The sequence below is a fragment of the Bradyrhizobium sp. SRS-191 genome, assembly GCF_024586915.1.
Classification (GTDB): Bacteria; Pseudomonadota; Alphaproteobacteria; order Rhizobiales; family Xanthobacteraceae; genus Bradyrhizobium.
Genome location: NZ_JANBVS010000005.1, coordinates 278,824 through 297,210, shown reverse-complemented (window position 1 = coordinate 297,210; position 18,387 = coordinate 278,824). Strand labels below are relative to the sequence as shown.

Sequence of the window (18,387 nt, the reverse complement as noted above, 5' to 3'; positions counted from 1 at the left end):
TGTGCCCTTCATGGTGGCGTTGTGTGTTCCCGCACGATCGATCGTGTTAAGATCTTGCGGCGTCGCCGATGAAGCGCAGCAAGGAGTCCATCCGTGTTGCTCAACAGAACCCAGGTCATCATTTTCGTTTTGCTGGGCATCGCCCCGTCGGCTGGAGCCCAGGAGCTATGTCCGGAACTGGCGCGATTGTCGGCGGAGGCTGAGGCCATCTCGAGCAAGGTCGCAGATCTACCGGGACCCGACCGCTGCTATCCCTACGTCCATTATTCGGTCGCTTGGGCCGACCTGGAGCGCTACGTTCACAAACATCAGGAGTCGTGCGGTGTTTCGCCGGCGCTGCTGGCCGACATCAAGCGGCGCCATCAAGTCGCCGTTGCGCAACGCGTCGAAGCTTGCGGCGGCCTTCGGCAAATGCAGGCACCCAAAGAGAATCGGAATCGCTTTCCTCCGGAGATCCGTCCTCGCTCCTGAGAGCCGTGCGCCCTCACCGGAACGGCCGCAGCTTCATGTGCCGGTTGCCGTCCTTGTAAAGCAGATAGCGGAAGCGGCCGGGGCCGCCCGCGTAGCAGGCCTGCGGGCAGAACGCGCGCAGCCACATGAAGTCGCCGGCCTCGACCTCCACCCAGTCGCGGTTGAGCTTGTAGACCGCTTTGCCCTCGAGCACGTAGAGCCCGTGCTCCATCACATGCGTCTCCAGGAACGGGATGACGGCGCCGGGCTCGAAGGTGACGATGTTGACGTGCATGTCGTGGCGGACGTCGAGCGGATCGACGAAGCGCGTGGTGGCCCAGCGGCCCTCGGTGCCGGGCATTCCGACGGGGGCGACCGAGGCCTCGTTGGTGACGAAGGCCTCGGGCAGCGGGATTCCGGGAACGGCCTCGTAGGCCTTGCGGATCCAGTGGAAGGTCGCGGGCGCCGCGCTGTCGTTTGTCAGCGTCCATTTGCAGGACGGCGGCAGGAAGGCGTAGCCGCCCTTGGCCAGGCGATGCGTGGTGCCGGCGATGGTCAGCGCGATCTCGCCGCCGACGACGAACAACACGCCCTCGGCCTCGGGATCAGGCTCGGGCTGGGTGCTGCCACCGCCGGGCGACACCTCGACGATGTATTGCGAGAACGTCTCGGAGAAGCCCGACAGCGGACGCGCGATCACCCAGGTCCGCGTCTTGTCCCAGAACGGCAGCGCCGAGGTGACGATGTCGCGCATCACGCCCTTGGGAATGACGGCGTAGGCTTCGGTGAACACGGCGCGACCGGTGAGCAGGTCGGTCTGCGGCGGGTGGCCGCCTTGCGGCACGAAGTAGTTCGGCTTGTCCATCATCGTCTCTCCTGTGCGCGGACCAGCAATCCCGCGCGCCATCGGTCAGGGAACGCTCAGGAACAGCGGCTGGTCCAGCCACAGCTCCTCCAGATTGTCGGGGCTCATGCGGTCGACCACGATGAAGCGCGAACCCTCGTCGAACACCAGCAGCGGATGGTGCCAGACGTTGCGGGCGTAGTTCACGCCCTGGCGTCCGCTCGCGGTGAAAGCCCGGTAGCTCGCGGGATCGCGCGGGTCGGCGCACACCAGCACCAGCCAGGGGCGATCCTGCAGCGGCATGAACAGCTGCGTGCCGAGCGGATGCCGCTCCATCAGCTTGACCTCGATCGGCAGCGGCCGCGGCTTGGCCTCGAACAGGCTGATGTTGACATCAACACCGCCCGACGTCACGTCGATCGCGGCGAGCCCGTTGCAGCGGCGGGCAAAACCCTGGTTGATCTCGATCGGAGCGGCACCGTCGGTCTCGACGACATCGCCGAAGGCGGCAAACGCCGCCTTGGTCAGCGGCTGCGGCGTGAGCGTGAGCATAGGCCGTCGATCGCCTTAGATCGCCTCGCCGCGCGCCGACGCGGCGGCGTCGCGGATCGCGGCGATGTTGCTGCGATAGGCCTCCGTCGTGCCGCCCTTGAACACGGCGGAGCCCGCGACGAACGCGTTGGCCCCGGCGGCGGCGAGCGCGCCGGCATTGTCGCGGCCGACGCCGCCATCGACCTCGATGTCGATCGGCCGGCCCGCGGTCATTGCGCGCAGATCCTGCACCTTGCCGATCGCCGACGAAATGAACGCCTGGCCGCCGAAGCCGGGGTTGACCGACATGATCAGAACGAGGTCGACGAGGTCCAGCACATATTCGATGACGTTGAGCGGGGTCGACGGGTTGAGCGAGACGCCGGCCTTCTTGCCGAGCGCACGGATCGCCTGCAGCGAACGATGCAGATGCGGGCCGGCCTCCGCATGCACCGTGATGTGGTCGCAGCCGGCCTTGGCGAAGGCTTCGAGATACGGATCGCACGGCGTGATCATCAGGTGCGCGTCGAAGATCTTGGTGGTGTGCGGACGCAGCGCCTTGATGACGTCGGGGCCATACGAGATGTTCGGGACGAAATGGCCGTCCATGACGTCGAGATGGATCCAGTCGGCACCGGCGGCATCGACCGCGCGAACCTCCTCGCCAAGCTTGGAGAAATCAGAGGCCAGGATGGACGGCGCAATGACGAGCGGACGCGGCGTGAAGGACTGGGTCATGGGCAGCTATTCCAGTGCGAGCGGAAATGTCGCCGTATCATGCAGGCGCGGGTCCGGCAACGCGAGCGGGAAAAATCTGCCGGGCGCGGCAGCATCTGCCGGGGTCTGGGCTTCGTAACATCGCGAAATATCCGGACATATCAGCGGTTTGCCGCTGGCATGGCAATTGCGACAGCCGTGGGGAGATGTTCTGCCGCCTCGCGGGCGGCCTTGCGGGAGTTTCGCCATGTGGTTTGCACTGGGGGCCGCCTCGTCGGTCCTGGACAGCCTGCAGTCGATCGGCTCGACCAAGTCGGGGTCCGGCAAGTCGGGCAATGCCGGCGGTCTCTTCAGCCTCGGCAACAAGGAGACCAGCAGCTCCGGCAATTTCAGCCCCTCGTTGACCTCGGGCAGCGGCAGTTCGGGGCAGATCGCGCCGGAGACGATGAACGCGCTGCTGGCGGCGCAAAGCCAGTCGAGCGCATCGACAAGCGCGAGCTCCTCCGCCAATCCGCTGCAGGATCTGTTCTCGCAGATCGACGGCGATGGCGATGGGCAGATCAGCAAGTCCGAGTTCGAGAATGCGCTCGGCGCGGGCGGCACCAACCTCGCGAATGCCGACAAGGTGTTCGGCAAGCTCGATGCGAACAGCGACGGCAATGTCAGCCTCGACGAACTGTCCTCGGCGCTGCAGGGCGCCAAGGGCCGGCGCGGCCATCACCATCAGCAGGCGGGTGCGGGCCAGGCCGGCAGCTCGGGCAACGCCTCCAGCGCGGGCGCCGATGCGCTGATGCAGGCGCTGTCGGGTGCGTCGAGCTCCTCGTCCACGAACAGCGATGGCTCGACGACGACCACCATCACTTACGCCGACGGCTCGAAGATGACGCTGATCACGCCGGCCGCCACCACGGCCTCCAATGCCGCGACGGCGTCCTACAACATGATCGAGAAGCTGATGCAGCATCAACCCAAGCTGCCGTCAGCCGCCTCCACGACGGCGATGAGCGTGTAAGCCGCTCAGCCGCCGAAGCGGTCCTGCCAGGAGGGCAGGGCGCCGGCGAACGGCAGCCGCTTCGCGTGATAGACCCCGCGCGCAATCGCGCGGGCCAGCACATTGGCTGCGACCATGCCGAGCTCGCTCAGTTCGGCCAGCGGCTCCACCGGCTTGGCGCAGGTCGCCGCCGCAAACACGATGTCGCCGTCGAGCGGCAGGTGCACCGGATAGATCGCGCGCGCCATGCCGGTCTGCGCCATCATCGCCAGTCGCTTCGCCTGCGCCTTGGTCAGGATGGCATCGGTGACGACCAGCGTGATCGTCGTATTCTCGGAGGCCGACGGAGCAGGGCCACCTTTGATGCGCATCGCCAGCATGTCCGGCGTGAACGCCGCAGGCAGGCCGCGGCCGCCGAATTCACCGTCAACCTCGTACGGCGCAGCCCAGAACCACGGGCCATCCCCCACCGTGACGCTGCCGACGGCATTGACCACCGCGATCGCCGCGACCTTGATGCCGTTTGTCGTGGTCGCCGACGCCGATCCAAGCCCGCCCTGCAGATTGGCTGTCGTGGCGCCGAGGCCGGCGCCGACGCTGCCGAGGGCGAACGTCGTGTCGGCGGCGGCCGCCGCCGCGTAGCCGAGCTCGCGATAGGGCGCATAGCGGCCCCACTGCTTGTTGCCGCCGTTGAGCAGATCGAACATGATCGCGCCGGGCACGATCGGGATCAGCGCGTCGCGCACGGCAAAGCCGCGGCCTTGCTCGGCCAGCCAGGCCTGGATGCCGCTGGCGGCTTCCAGCCCGAACGCCGAGCCGCCGGACAGCGCGATGGCGTCGACACGTTCGACCGTGTTGACGGGATCGAGCAGCGCGTCCTCGCGCACCCCGGGTCCGCCGCCGCGGATGTCGATCGCGGCCACTGCCGGCTGATCGAACAGGATCGCGGTCACGCCGGAGGCGAGGACTGCATCATCGGCATGGCCGACGCGTACGCCGGGGATATCGGTCAGGAGATTCTGCACGGTCGCCCTCGGCTGCAGGTGTTGATGGCCGATGGATACCCCACGAGCTCCACGCGCTCAACGATCCAGCGCGATGCGGATCATCCGGGCCAGTTCCGGCTTGCGGTAGGGCTTGGCCAGCAGCAGCACACCGGCATCGAGACGGCCGTGATGCACGATTGCATTCTCGGTGTAACCGGAGGTGAACAACGTCCGCAGCTCCGGCCGCCGCGCGCGGGCGGCATCGGCGAGCTGGCGGCCGTTCATGGCGCCGGGCATGATGACGTCGGTGAACAGCAGGTCGATCTCGGGATGGCGCTGCAGCACGTCGAGCGCCTCCGCGGCATTCGCTGCGGCAAGGGTCGTGTAGCCGAGGCTCGCCACCTGGGTGATGACATGCTGGCGCACCATCGGATCGTCCTCGACGATCAGAATCGTCTCGTGACCGCCGCTCATGTCCGGCAGCTGCTGCTCGGTGGCCCCGCGCGGCGCCGTGAGGGAGCGTGGCAGATAGAGCTTGATCGAGGTGCCATGGCCGACCTCGCTGTAGATCTTGATGTGTCCGCCGGACTGCTTGACGAAGCCGAACACCATGCTGAGGCCGAGCCCGGTGCCCTTGCCGACGCCCTTGGTCGAGAAGAACGGATCGAACACCTTGTCGAGATAAGCGGGAGGAATGCCGCAGCCCGTGTCGCTCACTGCGATCATGATGTAGTCGCCGACGACGACTTCATTGTTGGCTTCGGCATAGTCCTGATCGAGCGCGACGTTCGCCGTCTCCAGCGTCAGCTTGCCGCCTTGCGGCATCGCATCGCGCGCATTGAGCGAGAGGTTGACGACCGCGGTGGCGAGCTGGTTCGGATCAGCCAGCGCGGTGCATGGATCGTTGCTGAGGATGCGCTCGATCTCGATGTGCTCGCCCAGCGTCGGACGCAGCAGCGCGGCGGTCTCGTTCACCAGCGCGTTGACGTCGAGGTCGACCGGCTGCAGCGGCTGCTTGCGGGCAAAGGCGAGCAGCTGCCGCGTGAGATGCGCGCCGCGGTCGGCGGAATCGTCGATCAGCTTGGCCACGGATGCGAGCTCCGGCCGCTCCGCGACGGCGTCGGCGAGAATGGAGATGCTGCCGGTGATGACGGTGAGGATGTTGTTGAAGTCGTGCGCGACGCCGCCGGTGAGCTGGCCGACCGCCTCCATCTTCTGCGCCTGGCGGAACTGCGCCTCGGCGGCGCGCTTCTCGGTGAGGTCGCGGCCGACGAAGAAATGGCGCTGCACCGGATCGGACCAGCTCGCCATCCAGTTCAGCACGACGCCGCGGCCCTCCTTGTGCAGCAGCTGTGCTTCGAAATTATGGACGTCACGGCCGCGCCGACAGTCGCGCATCTGGCTGCGGACGGCCTCGAGTTCCGGGGGATAGACGAAATCGCTGGCGTTGCGTCCGACCATTTCCTCCGGCTGGTAGCCGAGAATGGTGCGGGCGCTGGGGCTGACCTGCATCAGATTGCCGCGGGAATCGGCGACCAGGATCAAGTCCTGCGACGTCTCGAAGATGCGCCGCCGCTCCTCGGTTTCCCGGGTCAGCGCGTTGCTTGTGCGCTTGCTCTCGGTGATGTCGCGGGCGACCTTCGAGGCTCCGATCACTGCGCCGTGCGCATCGAGGATCGGCGAGACGCTGAGCGACACCTCGATCTCGTGGCCGTCCTTGTGCCGGCGTATGGTCTCGTGATGCTCGATCTTCTCGCCGCAGCCGATCTCGCCGAGGATACGGTCGACCTCACCACGCCGCTCGGCAGGAACGATCAGGCCGATGTCGCTGCCCAACGCTTCGTCGGCGCGATAGCCGAACAGCTGCTCGGCAGCCCGGTTCCAGGACGTGATCTTGCCGTGCAGGGTCAGCGTGATGACGGCATCGTTGGAGGATTCGACGACCGCACTGAACAGCCGTTCACGCGCGATGAAGCGCGCCCGCTCGCTTTCGTTCTGCCGGCGCTGCTGTTGCAGCAGACGCGACAGCCGCCATTGCAGACCGACATTGTCGGCGAGCAGCACGCCGAGCACGAAACTCGCTGCGAGCAGGCCGTAGATGCGGCCGGCGTAGTAGCCGAAATCATACCTGGCGGCATTCAGCAACGAGGACAGCGAGAGATCGAACAGCCAGGCGCACAGCACCACCATGACCCAGAGATCGAGGATGCTATGCGGCCGTTGCCACGCCAGCGCGACAAGGGCGACGGCGGTGACGCACCAGATCGAGCCGACGATGACCTTCAAGGCCGTCGTTGCCGCGCCGTCCCGGAGGAGGGCCGGCAGCGCCTCCTCATGAGCGACCACGGTCCAGCTCAGCGCCGTCAGCACGATCGCGACTCCGAGGAGCGCAAGCGACAGCCATGCTGGAACCGAGCGGCCGAGCACGGGCCGACTGCTCCTGTCCAGCGCATAGCAGAGGACGAGGAGGGGGAACCCGCCATGCCAGATCATGTAGATCCAGACCGCACTCTGCGAGCCTGCGCCGAGCAGGCCAGTCGGTGAGTAGAGGCCGGGGAATACCAGCGTATGCAGCAAGGCGGCCGGCGCCGTGAACAGATAGCCCGAGGCAAGCCAAAGCAGCGCGCGCGAACGCAGCAGCACGAATTGAGAGAACAGCAGGAACGCAGTGATAAGATCGTTCAGCGCCAGTGCGGACTGATAGCTCGCAACGAATGCAGGCGCCGCCGGCAGCTGCACCTTGGCAAAGGGAGCGGCGGCGGCAAATAGCACGGCTGAGACGGCAACCGCGATCAATGCTGCGAGTTGGTCTCGGCGTGTTGCGGTGGACGTCGACAGAAGAACTTCGCTTGGATCCTCGATGCTTTGCATCTCCAAAGTCCTGCGCATCTGGCGTCAACGCGCTGCTGGAAGCGTCGGTGCCACTGATACGCGAGAAATATATCTACTCAAATTATGGTTGTATGGTACCAGTTTGGAACGTTCTGTAGAATGAGTCGTGATTTGCAGTAACTGCACCTTTACCGCAACCGGGATAAATATACCCGTAGTTGTACATGATTTCTTTTTATGTTGTAGGCTGTCCAACAAAATTTCTGGAGATTTTGATGCCACGGATTCTTGTGGTGGATGATCAGAAGGACGTGCGGGCCATGATCAGCATGGTGCTGCGCGTCAATCAGTTTGACGTGGTCGAAGCGGGAACAGCAGCGGCCGGACTACAATTGTTCCGCGACCAGGCCTTTGACGCCGTGATTGTCGACATCTACCTCGACGATTGCAACGGTCTCGATCTGGTTGGCGAGATGCGTGGGCTGGTTCCCGATATGCCGGTCGTGGCTGTGTCGGGCATGACCGCCTTCGACGGTGCGGCGATGTCGGAACAGCTGACGCGCGTGGTCTACCTGCAGAAGCCGTTCCGCCCGGGTGAATTGCTGCACGCTGTCGAGACCGCCCGAACGGCCGTGAAGGAAGCGCGTCCGCTCTCGGTCTGTGCGGGGTGATCGTCGCGATCGCAGTGCGCGCCCCTCCATCAGCAGAACGCCCCGGTCATTGACCGGGGCGTTTGCATTTTGATGAAGCTGGATCAGCGGCGCGATCAGGAGCCCTTGCCGCCGAGCTCGGCGTAGCCGCCCTTGGCGTCCCACTTGTAGACGACGTAGTCGATCTGCTTGATGTCGCCCTTGGCGTCGAAGCCGAGCTTGCCGAGCACCGTGTCCCACTCTCCGGCCTTGATGGTGTCCATCACCTTCTTGGCGTCGGTGGTGTTGGCCTTCTTGACGGCCTGCGACCAGACCTGGATCGCGGCGTAGGTGTAGAGCGTGTAGCCCTCGGGGTCGATGTTCTTGGCCTTGAACTTGTCGACGATCGCCTTCGCGGTCGGCTTATTGCGCGGCTCGGGGCCGAAGGTGAACAGCGTGCCTTCCGCGGCCGGACCGGTGATCGAGGCGAACTCCTTGTCGTTCATGGCGTCGCCCGCCATCAGGATCGTCTTCAGACCCTGGTCGCGCATCTGGCGCAGGATCAGGCCGGCTTCCTGGTGATAGCCGCCGACATAGACGAGGTCGATGTTCTCACGCTTCAGGCGCGACACGATCGCGTTGAAGTCCTTGTCGCCCTTGTTGTACGACTCGAACATCTTCTCGGTGACGCCGGCCTTGTTGAGCGCCTTCTTGGTCTCGTCGGCGAGACCCTTGCCGTAGGTGGTCTTGTCGTTGAGGATCGCGATGTTCTTGCCCTTGAAGTTCTTCGCGATGTAGTTGGCGGCGACGAGACCCTGCTGATCGTCACGGCCGCAGACGCGCGCCACGTTCCACAGCTTGCGCTCGGTGAACAGCGGGTTGGTCGACGCCGGGGTGATCTGCAGCACGTTGCTGTCGGCATAGGCCTCGGAAGCCGGGATCGACGACGACGAGCAGAAATGGCCGGCGACGAACGGAATGCCCGAGCCGGCGAGCTTCTCGGCGACCGAGCGGGCCTGCTTCGGATCGCAGGCATCGTCACCCACCTGCAGCGCGAGCTTCTTGCCCAGCACGCCGCCGGCGGCATTGAGGTCGGCGATCGCCATCTCGGCGCCGTTCTGCATCTGGCGGCCGAAGGCCGACTCGCTGCCGGTCATCGGGCCGGCCACGGCAATGGTGATGTCGTCGGCAAAGGCCGCGGTCGAGAGCGCAAGCGTGGCGCCCAGAGCCAGACCAATCAGTTTGAGTGGTTTCATGAGAAATCCTCACAGGGGGTAGGTCGACATGGAAATGGCCCGAACGGCGGGCCGCAGACCGCGCGCATTGTGGCTGATTTTCTGCCGAAGTCACCGCAAAATTTCGGGGAGACCGACGAAGGGCTAAGGGCCATTTCCGCCGGGACTTTCGACCCGCGGCCTCAGTGGCGGCCGCCCTCCAGATAGGCCGCGCGGATCTCAGGCCGCTGCAAGAGCTCGGTCCCGGTGCCCGACAGGGTGATCATGCCGTTGACCAGCACGTAGCCGCGATGCGCAAGCTTCAGCGCATGATTGGCGTTCTGCTCGACGATCAGTACGGTCAAACCGTCTTGACGGTTGAGCGTCCGGATCGCGTCAAAAATCTGCCGTGCGATCAGCGGCGCGAGCCCGAGCGAGGGCTCGTCGAGCAGCAGGAGCCGCGGCCGGCTCATCAGCGCGCGCCCGATCGCCAGCATCTGTTGCTCGCCGCCGGAGAGCGTGCCGCCGCGCTGGTCGATGCGCTCCTTCAGCCGCGGGAACAGCGCGAACACACGCTCCAGCGTGTCGGCGCGCTGCGCTTCGGTGGTATCGCCGGCATCGGCGCCCATCTGCAGATTTTCCGCAACGCTCATGCGCGGGAAGATGCGGCGGCCTTCGGGAGACTGCGCGATCTTGAGTCGCGCGATCAGGTGTGTCGGCACCTGCGTGATGTCGTTGCCGTCATAGACGATGTGGCCGGAGCTGGCGCGCGGACGGCCGAAGATCGACATCATCAGCGTCGATTTGCCGGCGCCGTTGGCGCCGATGAGCGCAACGATTTCGCCGGCCTTGATGTCGAGATCGACGCCCTTGAGCGCTTCGATCTTGCCATAGGACGCGCGCAACTTCTGGATCTGGAGGAGGGACGCGCTCACGCCTCGGCCTCCATCACGGCTGCCGCCTCTTCCTCATCGGTGCCGAGATAGGCAGCGATCACCTTGGGATCGTCGCGGATCTCGCGCGGCGTGCCCTCGGCGATCTTCACGCCGTAGTCCATCACGACGACACGGTCGGAGATTTCCATGACGACGCTCATGTCGTGCTCGATCAGGAGAATCGATGTGCCGTGGTCGCTGCGGATCGACAGCAGCAGCTCGTTCAGGGCGCCGCTCTCGCGGGCGTTGAGGCCCGCGGCCGGCTCGTCGAGGCAGAGCAGGGCGGGGCCGGTGCACATCGCGCGCGCGATCTCGAGCCGACGCTGATCGCCATAGGCGAAATTGCCGGCGGCATCGTCGGCGCGGTCGAGCAGTCCGACGCGCTTCAGCCAGAACACCGCATTGTCGATCGCGCTCTGCTCCGCGGCGCGCCACGAGGGCACGCCGAGCAGTCCGAGAAAAGTCAGGCCGGATGCCTTCATCAAGGCGTTGTGCTGCGCCACCATCAGGTTTTCCAGCGCCGTCATCCCGGGAAACAGACGGATGTTCTGGAAGGTGCGCGCGACCTTGGCCTGCTTGGAGATGTTGTAGTCCTTCAGCTTCTGCATCTCGAACTGCGCGCCGTCGTCATGCGTCAGGCGGATGACGCCGGAGGTCGGCTTGTAGAACCCGGTGATGCAGTTGAACACGGTGGTCTTGCCAGCGCCGTTGGGGCCGATCAGCGCCGTAATCTGCTTGCGTTGCGCGGTGAATGACAGCGCGTTCACGGCGACGATGCCGCCGAAGCGCATGGTGAGGTTTTCGAGCGCGAGGATCGGAGCGGAGCTCATCCGTGGCCTTCCTTGACGAGGTCCGAGGAGATGCTCTTCGATTTTTCGAGGAACACGGTGGGCGCGCGATGGCCGACGATGCCGCGCGGCCGCCAGATCATAATGAGCACCATGGCGAGACCGAACACCAGCATGCGGTAGACCTCGAGGCTACGGAACAGCTCGAAGCCGCCGATCATGGCGAGCGCCGCGAGCGCCACGCCGAGCTGCGACCCCATGCCGCCGAGCACGACGATGGCGAGCACCAGTGCCGACTCCTGGAAGGTGAAGGATTCCGGGCTGATGAAGCCCTGGCGGGTGGCGAAGAAGGCGCCGGCAAAGCCGCCGAACATGGCGCCGGTGGCAAAGGCCGTCAGCTTCGTCGTCGTGATGTTGATGCCGAGTGCGCGGCAGGCGACTTCGTCCTCGCGCAGCGCTTCCCAGGCGCGGCCGATCGGCAGCCGCCGCAGACGGATGGTGACCCAGTTGGTGAGCAGCGCCAGCGCCAGGATCAGGTAGAACAGGAACACGATGCGATGCGTCGGCGAGAACGGAATGCCGAGCATCGCGGCGAGGCCGCCTTCGCCAGGGGTCAGCGGAATGCCGAACAAGGTCGGCCGCGGAATGCCCGAGACGCCGTTGGGGCCGCCGGTCACCTCCTGCCAGTTGATCAGCACGAGGCGGATGATCTCGCCAAACGCCAGGGTGACGATCGCGAGATAATCGCCGCGCAGCCGCAGCACGGGAAAGCCGAGCAGCACGCCCCAGAACGCGGCGAGGATGCCGGCGAGCGGCAGGCAGATCCAGAACGACAGGCCGAAGGTGGTCGAGAGCAGGCCGTAGGAATAGGCGCCGACCGCGTAGAACGCGACGTAGCCGAGGTCGAGCAGGCCGGCGAGGCCGACCACGACGTTGAGGCCCCAGCCCAGCATCACATAGGTGAGGACGAGGATGCCGAGGTCGAGAATGTAACGCTGATTGTAGAAGATCACCGGCACGAGAAAGGTGAAGATCAGCAGCGCCGGCGCGAGATAGCGCCCCGCAACAGACAGTCCGGATTGCACCGACGCCGGGACGAAGCTGCCGAAGCCACCGCGCGGGCCGAGCCACAGCCGCAGCAGCTCGACCGCGATCGAGCCGACGAACACCGCGCCGACCAGGCTCGCAAGCTCGCCGAACCGGGTCCAGTATTCGAGCTGGCCGCTCTGGCCGGCTTCGGTGCGGACGCCGACCATCAGCGAAAACAGGCCGAGCGCGACCAGGGCGCTGAGGACGGCTTTCTTGAGGATGAAGGCGGCTCCGACCGGCTCGGAGCCATTCGACTGAAAAGGCGAAGATGGAGGAAGGGACGCGCTCACACGGACTCCGTCGTCAGACTTTTTCGACTTCGGGACGGCCCAGCAGGCCGGTCGGCATGAAGATCAGCACCACGATCAGGATCGAGAACGCCGCGACGTCCTTGTACTCGACCGAGAAATAGGCCGACCAGAACGTCTCGATCAAGCCGATCGCGAGACCACCCAGCATCGCGCCGGGCAGCGAGCCGATGCCGCCCAGCACGGCCGCCGTAAACGCCTTGATGCCGGCGACGAAGCCCATGAAGAAATCGACCAGGCCGTAGTAGAGCAGGTACATCATGCCTGCGACGGCAGCGAGGGCCGCGCCGATCACGAAGGTCATCGAGATGGTGCGGTCGACGTCGACGCCGAGCAGCGCGGCCATGGTCTGGTCCTGCTCGCAGGCGCGCATGTCGCGGCCGAGCCGGGTGCGCGACACCAGCCAGGTGAACAGGCCGAGCAGCACGATGGTGGTGATCACCACCACGATCTGGACATTGGAGAGCTGCACGACGAAGCCGCTGTCGCCCTCGTGCAGCGTGTAGCCGCCGGTGATGATCGGCGGCACCGGCTTGACGCGTGCGCCCTGCGACACCTGCGAGAAGTTCGTCAGCACGAACGACATGCCGATCGCCGACAGCATCGGGGCCAGGCGGAACGAATGGCGCAGCGGCCGATAGGCGATGCGCTCGATGGTCCAGCCATACAGCGCGGTGATCGCCATCGAGACCAGGAGAACGATCAGCAGGATGACCGGAACTGCGGTCAGGCCGACCGAGACCAGCACCAGGAACGAGATCAGCGCGATGAAGCCGCCGATCATGAAGACGTCGCCATGGGCGAAGTTGATCATGCCGACGATGCCGTAGACCATGGTGTAGCCGATGGCGATCAGGCCATAGATCGACCCGAGCACGAGGCCGTTGATGAGCTGCTGCGCGAAATAATCCATGAACTGCCGTTATTGAGACTTCGGGGCTGAGACTTCCGAGACCGGTTCGCAACGCGGCGGGGGCCCGCGGAACGGGTGCCTGCACCCGTGGAGCTTGCACCCGCGGCCGAAGGCGACGCGTGGTGAAGTACTAACAGCTAGGAACCGGGTGCCGCAACAGCGTGCAGTGCCACAATTAGGGGCTTATCCCGCCTGCTTTGAGGGCGCGGTTCCGTTGCCGCAATCAGGCCAGACGATGGCCATCCAATGACCGCGCGGGAACAGCGTGCCGAGGCAACGCGAGACGCGCTCGCGCATTGGTTGTTGTGCCGTCGTCATCAGGGAGCCACGCATGAGCAGCCTCACCGACAAGAACCAGGGCCACCAGAACCCCGGTCAGAACCAGCAGGGGCAGACCCAGGGCAAGCCGATCCGCCAGGACCAGGGGCGGGAGCCCGACCCGCAGCGTCAGGATTCCCGGAGCCGGGAGCGCGATGCCTGAAGGGCATGAGCTCCGGGCGACAGCCTCCTGATCTCTGCTGCAGTTCCTGGCCCGGCGCTCCCGCGCGTCCGGCTGCGCCGTTAAGGTAAACAAAGGGTTTAAATTGCCCGGTGCATTTGTCGCGCGTTAGCTCGTCTGGAACCTGCCGGACGGGCGGCAGGGTGCAAAGGCGGGCGACATGATCAAGAATTGCGTGATCAGGAACTGGCGGCTCAGCTGCGTCAACGGCGTGCTGCTGGCGCTGTATTTTGTTCCCGCCTGGACTGTCGTGGCCTTCCAGATCATGGTGTCGCCGATCCAGGGGCTGTTCGCGCGTCCCAATATTGCGGTTGCGCTGTTCATCAGCGACCATCTGCACCTCTCGTCCATCGACACGGTGCGGGCCGCCTGGCTGCTTGCGCTGGCGCGACTGACGGTCGCAGGCTTCTTCGCGATGTTCCTCGTCCTCATCCTCGTGCCGCGGGTGCGAAAGGTGGCGGGCTATGTCGAGGCGCTGTCGATCGGGCTTGGGCTCGGCAGCCTCCTGGCCTTCACGAGCATGATCCTGGCGGCAAAGGTCGGGGAGACCCAGGCGTTGCGCCTGCATGCCACCGAGCTGCTGATGCTGCTGGGGACGGCGATCATCATGCTGGTGGAAAAGCCGTCGTCGCCGGCGACTGCATCGGTGTCCGCGTCCGTTCCGGCCTTGAGCGTTGAGGGCTCGGCACAGCCCAGCGCTTGATCAAAGTCGATCAGCGCTGCGTCAGAAAGCCGAGCGCGGCATCGTTGAACGCACCGGCCGCCTCGACATTCGAAATGTGCGCTGCATCGACGATCGTCATGCTGGCGCCCGGAATCCGACTGCGAATCGCTTCCGCCATCGAGATCGGCGTCGACTTGTCGTAGCGACCGGCGACGACCAGCGTCTGGCTCTTGATGTTGGGCAGATCCTCGCGCAGGTCGAGGGCGCGCAGCGCTTCGCAGCAGGCGAGATAGCCCTCGACGGGCGTGGCCACCAGCATCGCCTTCATCCGATCGGCAATCTCCGGATTGTGATCGCGAAAGTCCTGCGTCAGCCAGCCGGCGATGACCGTGTCCGCGATGCTGGCGAGGCCGCCGTCCCGGACCGCCTTGATCCGAGCGTCCCAGATCGTCGGATCAGGGTAATGGCAAGTCGTGTTTGCGAGCACGACCTTGCCGACGCGTTCGGGGGCATGAGCCGCCAGCCACTGGCCGACCATGCCGCCCATCGAGACGCCGCACCAGTGCACCTTCTCGATGTTGAGATCGTCGAGAATGGCGAGCGCGTCACGACCGAATCGTTCGATGGAATATGGTCCGGGGGCCACCGTCGACTTGCCATGGCCGCGCCGGTCGTAGCGGATCACGCGGAACACCTGTGTGAAAGCGCGCATCTGCGGCTCCCACATCTGCAGGGTGGAGCCGAGCGAGTTGGACAGCATCAGGGTCGGCCCGCCGTCGCGGCCCTCGACGGTGACGTTCAACAGACAGCCGTCGGCATCGATCATCGGCATGGGTCGCAATCCTTGTCGCAGCCGGCGGTGATCGCCGGAGGAATCGTGCAGATTTGATGGCGAACTAACCATTGCGGGCGCCGTCTGCCAATCGAAACCCGATGGCCGGCAGACCCGGAATGCTGCGGTGCTCCAGCGTTTCTGCAACGCTTGACGGCGCTGCTTGCCCTTCCTTTTGGGCCCTTGGTGCTTTACTTGAATGCCTCTAACCGCGCCAATCCGGGGGAAATGCTCATGGCAATGACGATGACGGGCGAGGTCCAGCTGGCGGCTCCGCGTGAGGCCGTCTGGGCCAAGCTGAATGATCCTGAGGTGCTCAAGGCCTGCATCCCCGGCTGCGAGGAGCTGGAGACGACCGAGGATGGCGGCTTCCGCGCCGTCGCCAAGATGAAGGTCGGACCGGTGTCCGCGCGCTTCAAGGGCAAGGTCACCCTTAGCGATCTCGATCCGCCGAACGGCTACAAGATCTCCGGCGAAGGCGAGGGCGGTGTCGCCGGATTCGCCAAGGGCGGCGCGGTGGTCGCGCTGGCGGAGAAGGATGGCGGCACGCTGCTGAGCTACAATGTCGAGGCGCAGATCGGCGGCAAGCTGGCGCAGCTCGGGCAGCGCCTGATCAACGGCGCTGCAAAAAAACTCGCCGACGAATTCTTTGCGAACTTCGCCAAGGCCGTCCAAGGATGACGGTTCAAGGCTGACCGCAACCGACCCATGCGCTGCCCGAGGCGAGGTTGCCCGTCGCGGAGAGCGCCCATATGATGGTTTTCGACCGATTTTTGCTGGGCTGCGCTGCAGTGCAACGCTGTGCGCGGAATATAGAGAGTCCTGAATGGCCAAGATTTCCATGATTGTGAACGGTAATCCCGTCACGGCGAACGTCGACCCGCGGACGCTGCTGGTGCAGTTCCTGCGCGAGAATCTGCGCCTCACCGGCACCCATGTCGGCTGCGACACCTCGCAATGCGGTGCCTGCGTCGTGCATCTCGACGGCAAGGCGGTGAAGTCCTGCACGACCTTGGCCGTGATGGCCGATGGTCACGAGGTCCGCACCATCGAAGGTCTCGCCGCAGATGGCGCGCCGCTGCATCCGATGCAGGAGGCTTTCCGCGAGCACCATGGTCTGCAGTGCGGCTTCTGCACGCCCGGCATGATCATGACCGCCGTCGATCTCGTCCACCGCAAGGGCCATGAGCTGAGCGAGGAGACGATTCGCGAGGAGCTCGAGGGCAATCTCTGCCGCTGCACGGGCTATCAGAACATCGTGCAATCCATTGCTGCCGGCGCCAAGGCGATGGCCAAATCGGACCTCGCCTAACAGCCGGACCTCGCCTCAGCCGCCCGCCGCGACAGGACATTCCCCCATGTACGAATTCAAATATCACCGGCCGGCCACCGTGCGCCAGGCCGCCAATCTCCTCACCAAGAACGAGGACGCCAAGCTGGTCGCCGGCGGCCACACCTTGGTGCCCGTGATGAAGCAGCGGCTCGCCAGCCCGCCGCATCTCGTCGATCTCTCGCATGTCGAGGGGCTCGACACGATCGAGGTCAAGGGCCGCAATCTGGTGATCGGCGCGATGGCGCGTCACGCCGACGTCGCGAACTCCGCCACGGTCGGTGAGGCGATCCCGGCGCTTGCGCATCTCGCCAGCCTCATCGGCGATCCCGCGGTGCGCCACCGCGGCACGATCGGCGGCTCGATCGCCAACAACGATCCGACCGCGGACTATCCCGCGGCGTGCCTCGCGCTCGGCGCGACGATCGTCACCAATAAGCGTAAGCTGAAGGCTGAGGAGTTCTTCCAGGGCCTGTTCACGACCGCGCTGGAGCCGGACGAGATCATCACCAAGGTGAGTTTCCCGCTGGCCAAGAAGACGGCCTATGTGAAATTCCGCAACCAGGCCTCGCGCTACGCGCTGGTCGGCGTGTTCGTCGCGCGCCGTCCGTCGGACGTGCGTGTCGCGGTGACCGGGGCCGGCGGCAACGGCGTGTTTCGGGTGACCGCGTTCGAGGAGGCGTTGCAGAAGCGCTTCTCGCCGAAGGTGCTGGAAGGCATCCCGGTCTCGGCCGAGGGCCTCAACAGCGACATCCATGGCAGCGCCGAATATCGCGCCCATCTGATCGGCGTGCTCGCGCGCCGCGCGGTCGATGCGGCCAATGCCGGCGCCAAGACCTCGTCGCCGGAAGCGGCCGAGCCGGAAGCTCCGGCGTCGTGACGGGCCCCTACGGTCAAGGAGGGCGGTCTCGCTCATGAGTGCTGCAACGCTGCCGGCATCGGTCGATGCGATGCTCGAATTGTTGTCGTCGCGCGGCTATCTGGCCGAGCGATCGCTGGCGACGGTGACCTATTTGTCGCTGCGCATGGGCCGGCCGCTGTTCCTCGAAGGCGAGGCCGGCGTCGGCAAGACCGAGATCGCCAAGGTGCTGTCGGCGGCACTCGGTCGCAAGCTGATCCGGTTGCAGTGCTACGAAGGCCTCGACGTCGCGTCGGCCGTCTATGAGTGGAATTCTGCGGCGCAGATGATCGCGATCCGGCTGGCGGAAGCCGGCGGCGATGTTGATCGCGATCAGCTCACCTCGGACATCTTCGCGGACCGCTACCTGATCAAGCGCCCGCTGCTGCAGGCGCTGGAGCCGGATGTCGCGGGCGCCCCGGTGCTCTTGATCGACGAGCTCGACCGTGCCGACGAGGCGTTTGAGGCCTATCTGCTCGAGATCCTCTCCGACTTCCAGGTCACGATCCCCGAGTTCGGCACCGTCAAGGCGCCGCATCCGCCGATCGTCATCATCACCTCCAACCGCACCCGCGAGATCCACGACGCGCTGAAGCGGCGCTGCCTGTATCACTGGGTCGACTATCCCTCGGCCGAGCGCGAGCTTGCGATCGTCAAGACGCGTCTGCCCGGCATCTCGCAGCGGCTGTCGCAGCAGATCGTGCGCTTCGTCCAGGCGCTGCGGAGCCAGGATTTCTACAAGTCGCCCGGTGTCGCCGAGACGCTGGACTGGGCCACCGCGCTGACCGAGCTCGATGCGCGCTCGCTCAATGCCGAGGTGGTCGGCGACACGCTGGGCGCGCTGTTAAAGTATCAGGACGACATCGCTCGCATGCAGGGTGATGCGTTGAACAAGGTGATCAAGGACGCGACCAGCGAGACGTAAGGCGAGGTCGCG

General features: G+C 65.3%; 20 protein-coding genes. 9 read left to right on the top strand and 11 right to left on the bottom strand.

What is annotated here, in order from left to right; translation table 11 throughout:
* Window positions 1–93: 93 nt before the first annotated feature.
* On the top strand, window positions 94–471 hold the full coding sequence (locus tag NLR35_RS12160; RefSeq protein WP_257166766.1) for a hypothetical protein: 378 nt from the start codon (window positions 94–96) through the stop codon (window positions 469–471).
* A 13-nt stretch (window positions 472–484) separates the two neighbouring features.
* Here NLR35_RS12160 and NLR35_RS12155 read toward each other — a convergent pair whose 3' ends face one another.
* From NLR35_RS12155 to rpe, 3 genes are read right to left on the bottom strand one after another with little or no spacing between them, the layout of a single operon-like run.
* A complete protein-coding gene (locus NLR35_RS12155) occupies window positions 485–1,315 on the bottom strand; it encodes a bifunctional allantoicase/(S)-ureidoglycine aminohydrolase (RefSeq protein ID WP_257166854.1) in 831 nt (276 codons plus the stop codon).
* Window positions 1,316–1,360: 45 nt separating this feature from the next.
* Window positions 1,361–1,846 (bottom strand): ureidoglycolate lyase, encoded by a 486-nt coding sequence (locus NLR35_RS12150; RefSeq protein WP_257166765.1) that lies wholly within the window; start codon window positions 1,844–1,846, stop codon window positions 1,361–1,363.
* A 15-nt stretch (window positions 1,847–1,861) separates the two neighbouring features.
* Window positions 1,862–2,563, bottom strand: coding sequence for a ribulose-phosphate 3-epimerase (rpe, locus tag NLR35_RS12145; protein WP_009028548.1), 702 nt, complete (start codon window positions 2,561–2,563; stop codon window positions 1,862–1,864).
* 226 nt (window positions 2,564–2,789) lie between these two features.
* On the opposite strand from rpe, the gene NLR35_RS12140 reads away from it, so the two are divergent.
* Entirely contained in the window at window positions 2,790–3,554 is a 765-nt protein-coding gene (locus NLR35_RS12140) for an EF-hand domain-containing protein (RefSeq protein ID WP_257166764.1), read from the top strand.
* A 5-nt stretch (window positions 3,555–3,559) separates the two neighbouring features.
* Here the strand turns inward: NLR35_RS12140 and NLR35_RS12135 are convergent, their stop codons facing one another.
* Window positions 3,560–4,558 (bottom strand): P1 family peptidase, encoded by a 999-nt coding sequence (locus NLR35_RS12135; protein ID WP_257166763.1) that lies wholly within the window; start codon window positions 4,556–4,558, stop codon window positions 3,560–3,562.
* A gap of 57 nt (window positions 4,559–4,615) precedes the next feature.
* Entirely contained in the window at window positions 4,616–7,390 is a 2,775-nt protein-coding gene (locus NLR35_RS12130; RefSeq protein WP_257166762.1) for a PAS domain S-box protein, read from the bottom strand.
* A gap of 236 nt (window positions 7,391–7,626) precedes the next feature.
* On the opposite strand from NLR35_RS12130, the gene NLR35_RS12125 reads away from it, so the two are divergent.
* On the top strand, window positions 7,627–8,022 hold the full coding sequence (locus tag NLR35_RS12125; protein ID WP_257166761.1) for a response regulator: 396 nt from the start codon (window positions 7,627–7,629) through the stop codon (window positions 8,020–8,022).
* A gap of 95 nt (window positions 8,023–8,117) precedes the next feature.
* Here the strand turns inward: NLR35_RS12125 and NLR35_RS12120 are convergent, their stop codons facing one another.
* The 5 genes from NLR35_RS12120 to NLR35_RS12100 all read right to left on the bottom strand — a co-directional run bounded on the left by NLR35_RS12120 (window position 8,118) and on the right by NLR35_RS12100 (window position 13,227).
* On the bottom strand, window positions 8,118–9,236 hold the full coding sequence (locus NLR35_RS12120) for a branched-chain amino acid ABC transporter substrate-binding protein (protein ID WP_257166760.1): 1,119 nt from the start codon (window positions 9,234–9,236) through the stop codon (window positions 8,118–8,120).
* A gap of 161 nt (window positions 9,237–9,397) precedes the next feature.
* The gene (locus tag NLR35_RS12115) at window positions 9,398–10,129 is read right to left on the bottom strand and encodes an ABC transporter ATP-binding protein (protein WP_257166759.1); all 732 of its coding nucleotides are present in this window, start codon (window positions 10,127–10,129) and stop codon (window positions 9,398–9,400) included.
* Window positions 10,126–10,959, bottom strand: a complete 834-nt coding sequence (locus NLR35_RS12110; protein ID WP_257166758.1) for an ABC transporter ATP-binding protein — start codon at window positions 10,957–10,959, stop codon at window positions 10,126–10,128. Before NLR35_RS12110 ends, NLR35_RS12115 begins: the two co-directional genes overlap by 4 nt.
* Window positions 10,956–12,296, bottom strand: a complete 1,341-nt coding sequence (livM, locus tag NLR35_RS12105) for a high-affinity branched-chain amino acid ABC transporter permease LivM (protein WP_257166757.1) — start codon at window positions 12,294–12,296, stop codon at window positions 10,956–10,958. Before livM ends, NLR35_RS12110 begins: the two co-directional genes overlap by 4 nt.
* Window positions 12,297–12,309: 13 nt before the next feature.
* Window positions 12,310–13,227 carry a branched-chain amino acid ABC transporter permease LivH gene (locus NLR35_RS12100; protein ID WP_257166756.1) on the bottom strand — a complete coding sequence of 306 codons (918 nt, stop codon included), beginning with the start codon at window positions 13,225–13,227 and terminating at the stop codon, window positions 12,310–12,312.
* A 331-nt stretch (window positions 13,228–13,558) separates the two neighbouring features.
* Here NLR35_RS12100 and NLR35_RS12095 point away from each other — a divergent pair, with 331 nt between their 5' ends.
* On the top strand, window positions 13,559–13,708 hold the full coding sequence (locus tag NLR35_RS12095) for a hypothetical protein (protein ID WP_257166755.1): 150 nt from the start codon (window positions 13,559–13,561) through the stop codon (window positions 13,706–13,708).
* A gap of 178 nt (window positions 13,709–13,886) precedes the next feature.
* A complete protein-coding gene (locus NLR35_RS12090; protein ID WP_257166754.1) occupies window positions 13,887–14,429 on the top strand; it encodes a hypothetical protein in 543 nt (180 codons plus the stop codon).
* A 10-nt stretch (window positions 14,430–14,439) separates the two neighbouring features.
* On the opposite strand, the gene pcaD is transcribed toward NLR35_RS12090, so the two are convergent.
* Window positions 14,440–15,222, bottom strand: a complete 783-nt coding sequence (gene pcaD / locus NLR35_RS12085) for a 3-oxoadipate enol-lactonase (RefSeq protein ID WP_257166753.1) — start codon at window positions 15,220–15,222, stop codon at window positions 14,440–14,442.
* A gap of 234 nt (window positions 15,223–15,456) precedes the next feature.
* Between pcaD and NLR35_RS12080 the strand changes: the two genes are divergently transcribed.
* From NLR35_RS12080 to NLR35_RS12065, 4 genes are all read left to right on the top strand, one after another.
* Window positions 15,457–15,903, top strand: a complete 447-nt coding sequence (locus NLR35_RS12080; RefSeq protein WP_257166752.1) for a carbon monoxide dehydrogenase subunit G — start codon at window positions 15,457–15,459, stop codon at window positions 15,901–15,903.
* 145 nt (window positions 15,904–16,048) lie between these two features.
* Window positions 16,049–16,534 carry a (2Fe-2S)-binding protein gene (locus NLR35_RS12075; RefSeq protein ID WP_006612357.1) on the top strand — a complete coding sequence of 162 codons (486 nt, stop codon included), beginning with the start codon at window positions 16,049–16,051 and terminating at the stop codon, window positions 16,532–16,534.
* Between the two features lie 46 nt (window positions 16,535–16,580).
* Window positions 16,581–17,432 carry a xanthine dehydrogenase family protein subunit M gene (locus tag NLR35_RS12070; RefSeq protein WP_257166751.1) on the top strand — a complete coding sequence of 284 codons (852 nt, stop codon included), beginning with the start codon at window positions 16,581–16,583 and terminating at the stop codon, window positions 17,430–17,432.
* A gap of 34 nt (window positions 17,433–17,466) precedes the next feature.
* Window positions 17,467–18,375: a MoxR family ATPase gene (locus tag NLR35_RS12065; RefSeq protein ID WP_257166750.1), complete on the top strand. Its 909-nt coding sequence runs from the start codon at window positions 17,467–17,469 to the stop codon at window positions 18,373–18,375.
* The last annotated feature ends 12 nt before the right edge of the window (window positions 18,376–18,387 follow it).

Coding starts and splice junctions, on each gene's coding strand:
- NLR35_RS12095 (WP_257166755.1), top strand. CDS start 13,559: ATGAGCAGCCTCACCGACAAGAACCAGGGCCACCAGAACCCCGGTCAG.
- NLR35_RS12130 (WP_257166762.1), bottom strand. CDS start 7,390: ATGCAAAGCATCGAGGATCCAAGCGAAGTTCTTCTGTCGACGTCCACC.
- NLR35_RS12120 (WP_257166760.1), bottom strand. CDS start 9,236: ATGAAACCACTCAAACTGATTGGTCTGGCTCTGGGCGCCACGCTTGCG.
- NLR35_RS12070 (WP_257166751.1), top strand. CDS start 16,581: ATGTACGAATTCAAATATCACCGGCCGGCCACCGTGCGCCAGGCCGCC.
- NLR35_RS12080 (WP_257166752.1), top strand. CDS start 15,457: ATGGCAATGACGATGACGGGCGAGGTCCAGCTGGCGGCTCCGCGTGAG.
- NLR35_RS12155 (WP_257166854.1), bottom strand. CDS start 1,315: ATGGACAAGCCGAACTACTTCGTGCCGCAAGGCGGCCACCCGCCGCAG.
- NLR35_RS12140 (WP_257166764.1), top strand. CDS start 2,790: ATGTGGTTTGCACTGGGGGCCGCCTCGTCGGTCCTGGACAGCCTGCAG.
- NLR35_RS12075 (WP_006612357.1), top strand. CDS start 16,049: ATGGCCAAGATTTCCATGATTGTGAACGGTAATCCCGTCACGGCGAAC.
- NLR35_RS12100 (WP_257166756.1), bottom strand. CDS start 13,227: ATGGATTATTTCGCGCAGCAGCTCATCAACGGCCTCGTGCTCGGGTCG.
- pcaD (WP_257166753.1), bottom strand. CDS start 15,222: ATGCCGATGATCGATGCCGACGGCTGTCTGTTGAACGTCACCGTCGAG.
- NLR35_RS12125 (WP_257166761.1), top strand. CDS start 7,627: ATGCCACGGATTCTTGTGGTGGATGATCAGAAGGACGTGCGGGCCATG.
- NLR35_RS12150 (WP_257166765.1), bottom strand. CDS start 1,846: ATGCTCACGCTCACGCCGCAGCCGCTGACCAAGGCGGCGTTTGCCGCC.
- NLR35_RS12065 (WP_257166750.1), top strand. CDS start 17,467: ATGAGTGCTGCAACGCTGCCGGCATCGGTCGATGCGATGCTCGAATTG.
- NLR35_RS12110 (WP_257166758.1), bottom strand. CDS start 10,959: ATGAGCTCCGCTCCGATCCTCGCGCTCGAAAACCTCACCATGCGCTTC.
- rpe (WP_009028548.1), bottom strand. CDS start 2,563: ATGACCCAGTCCTTCACGCCGCGTCCGCTCGTCATTGCGCCGTCCATC.
- NLR35_RS12090 (WP_257166754.1), top strand. CDS start 13,887: ATGATCAAGAATTGCGTGATCAGGAACTGGCGGCTCAGCTGCGTCAAC.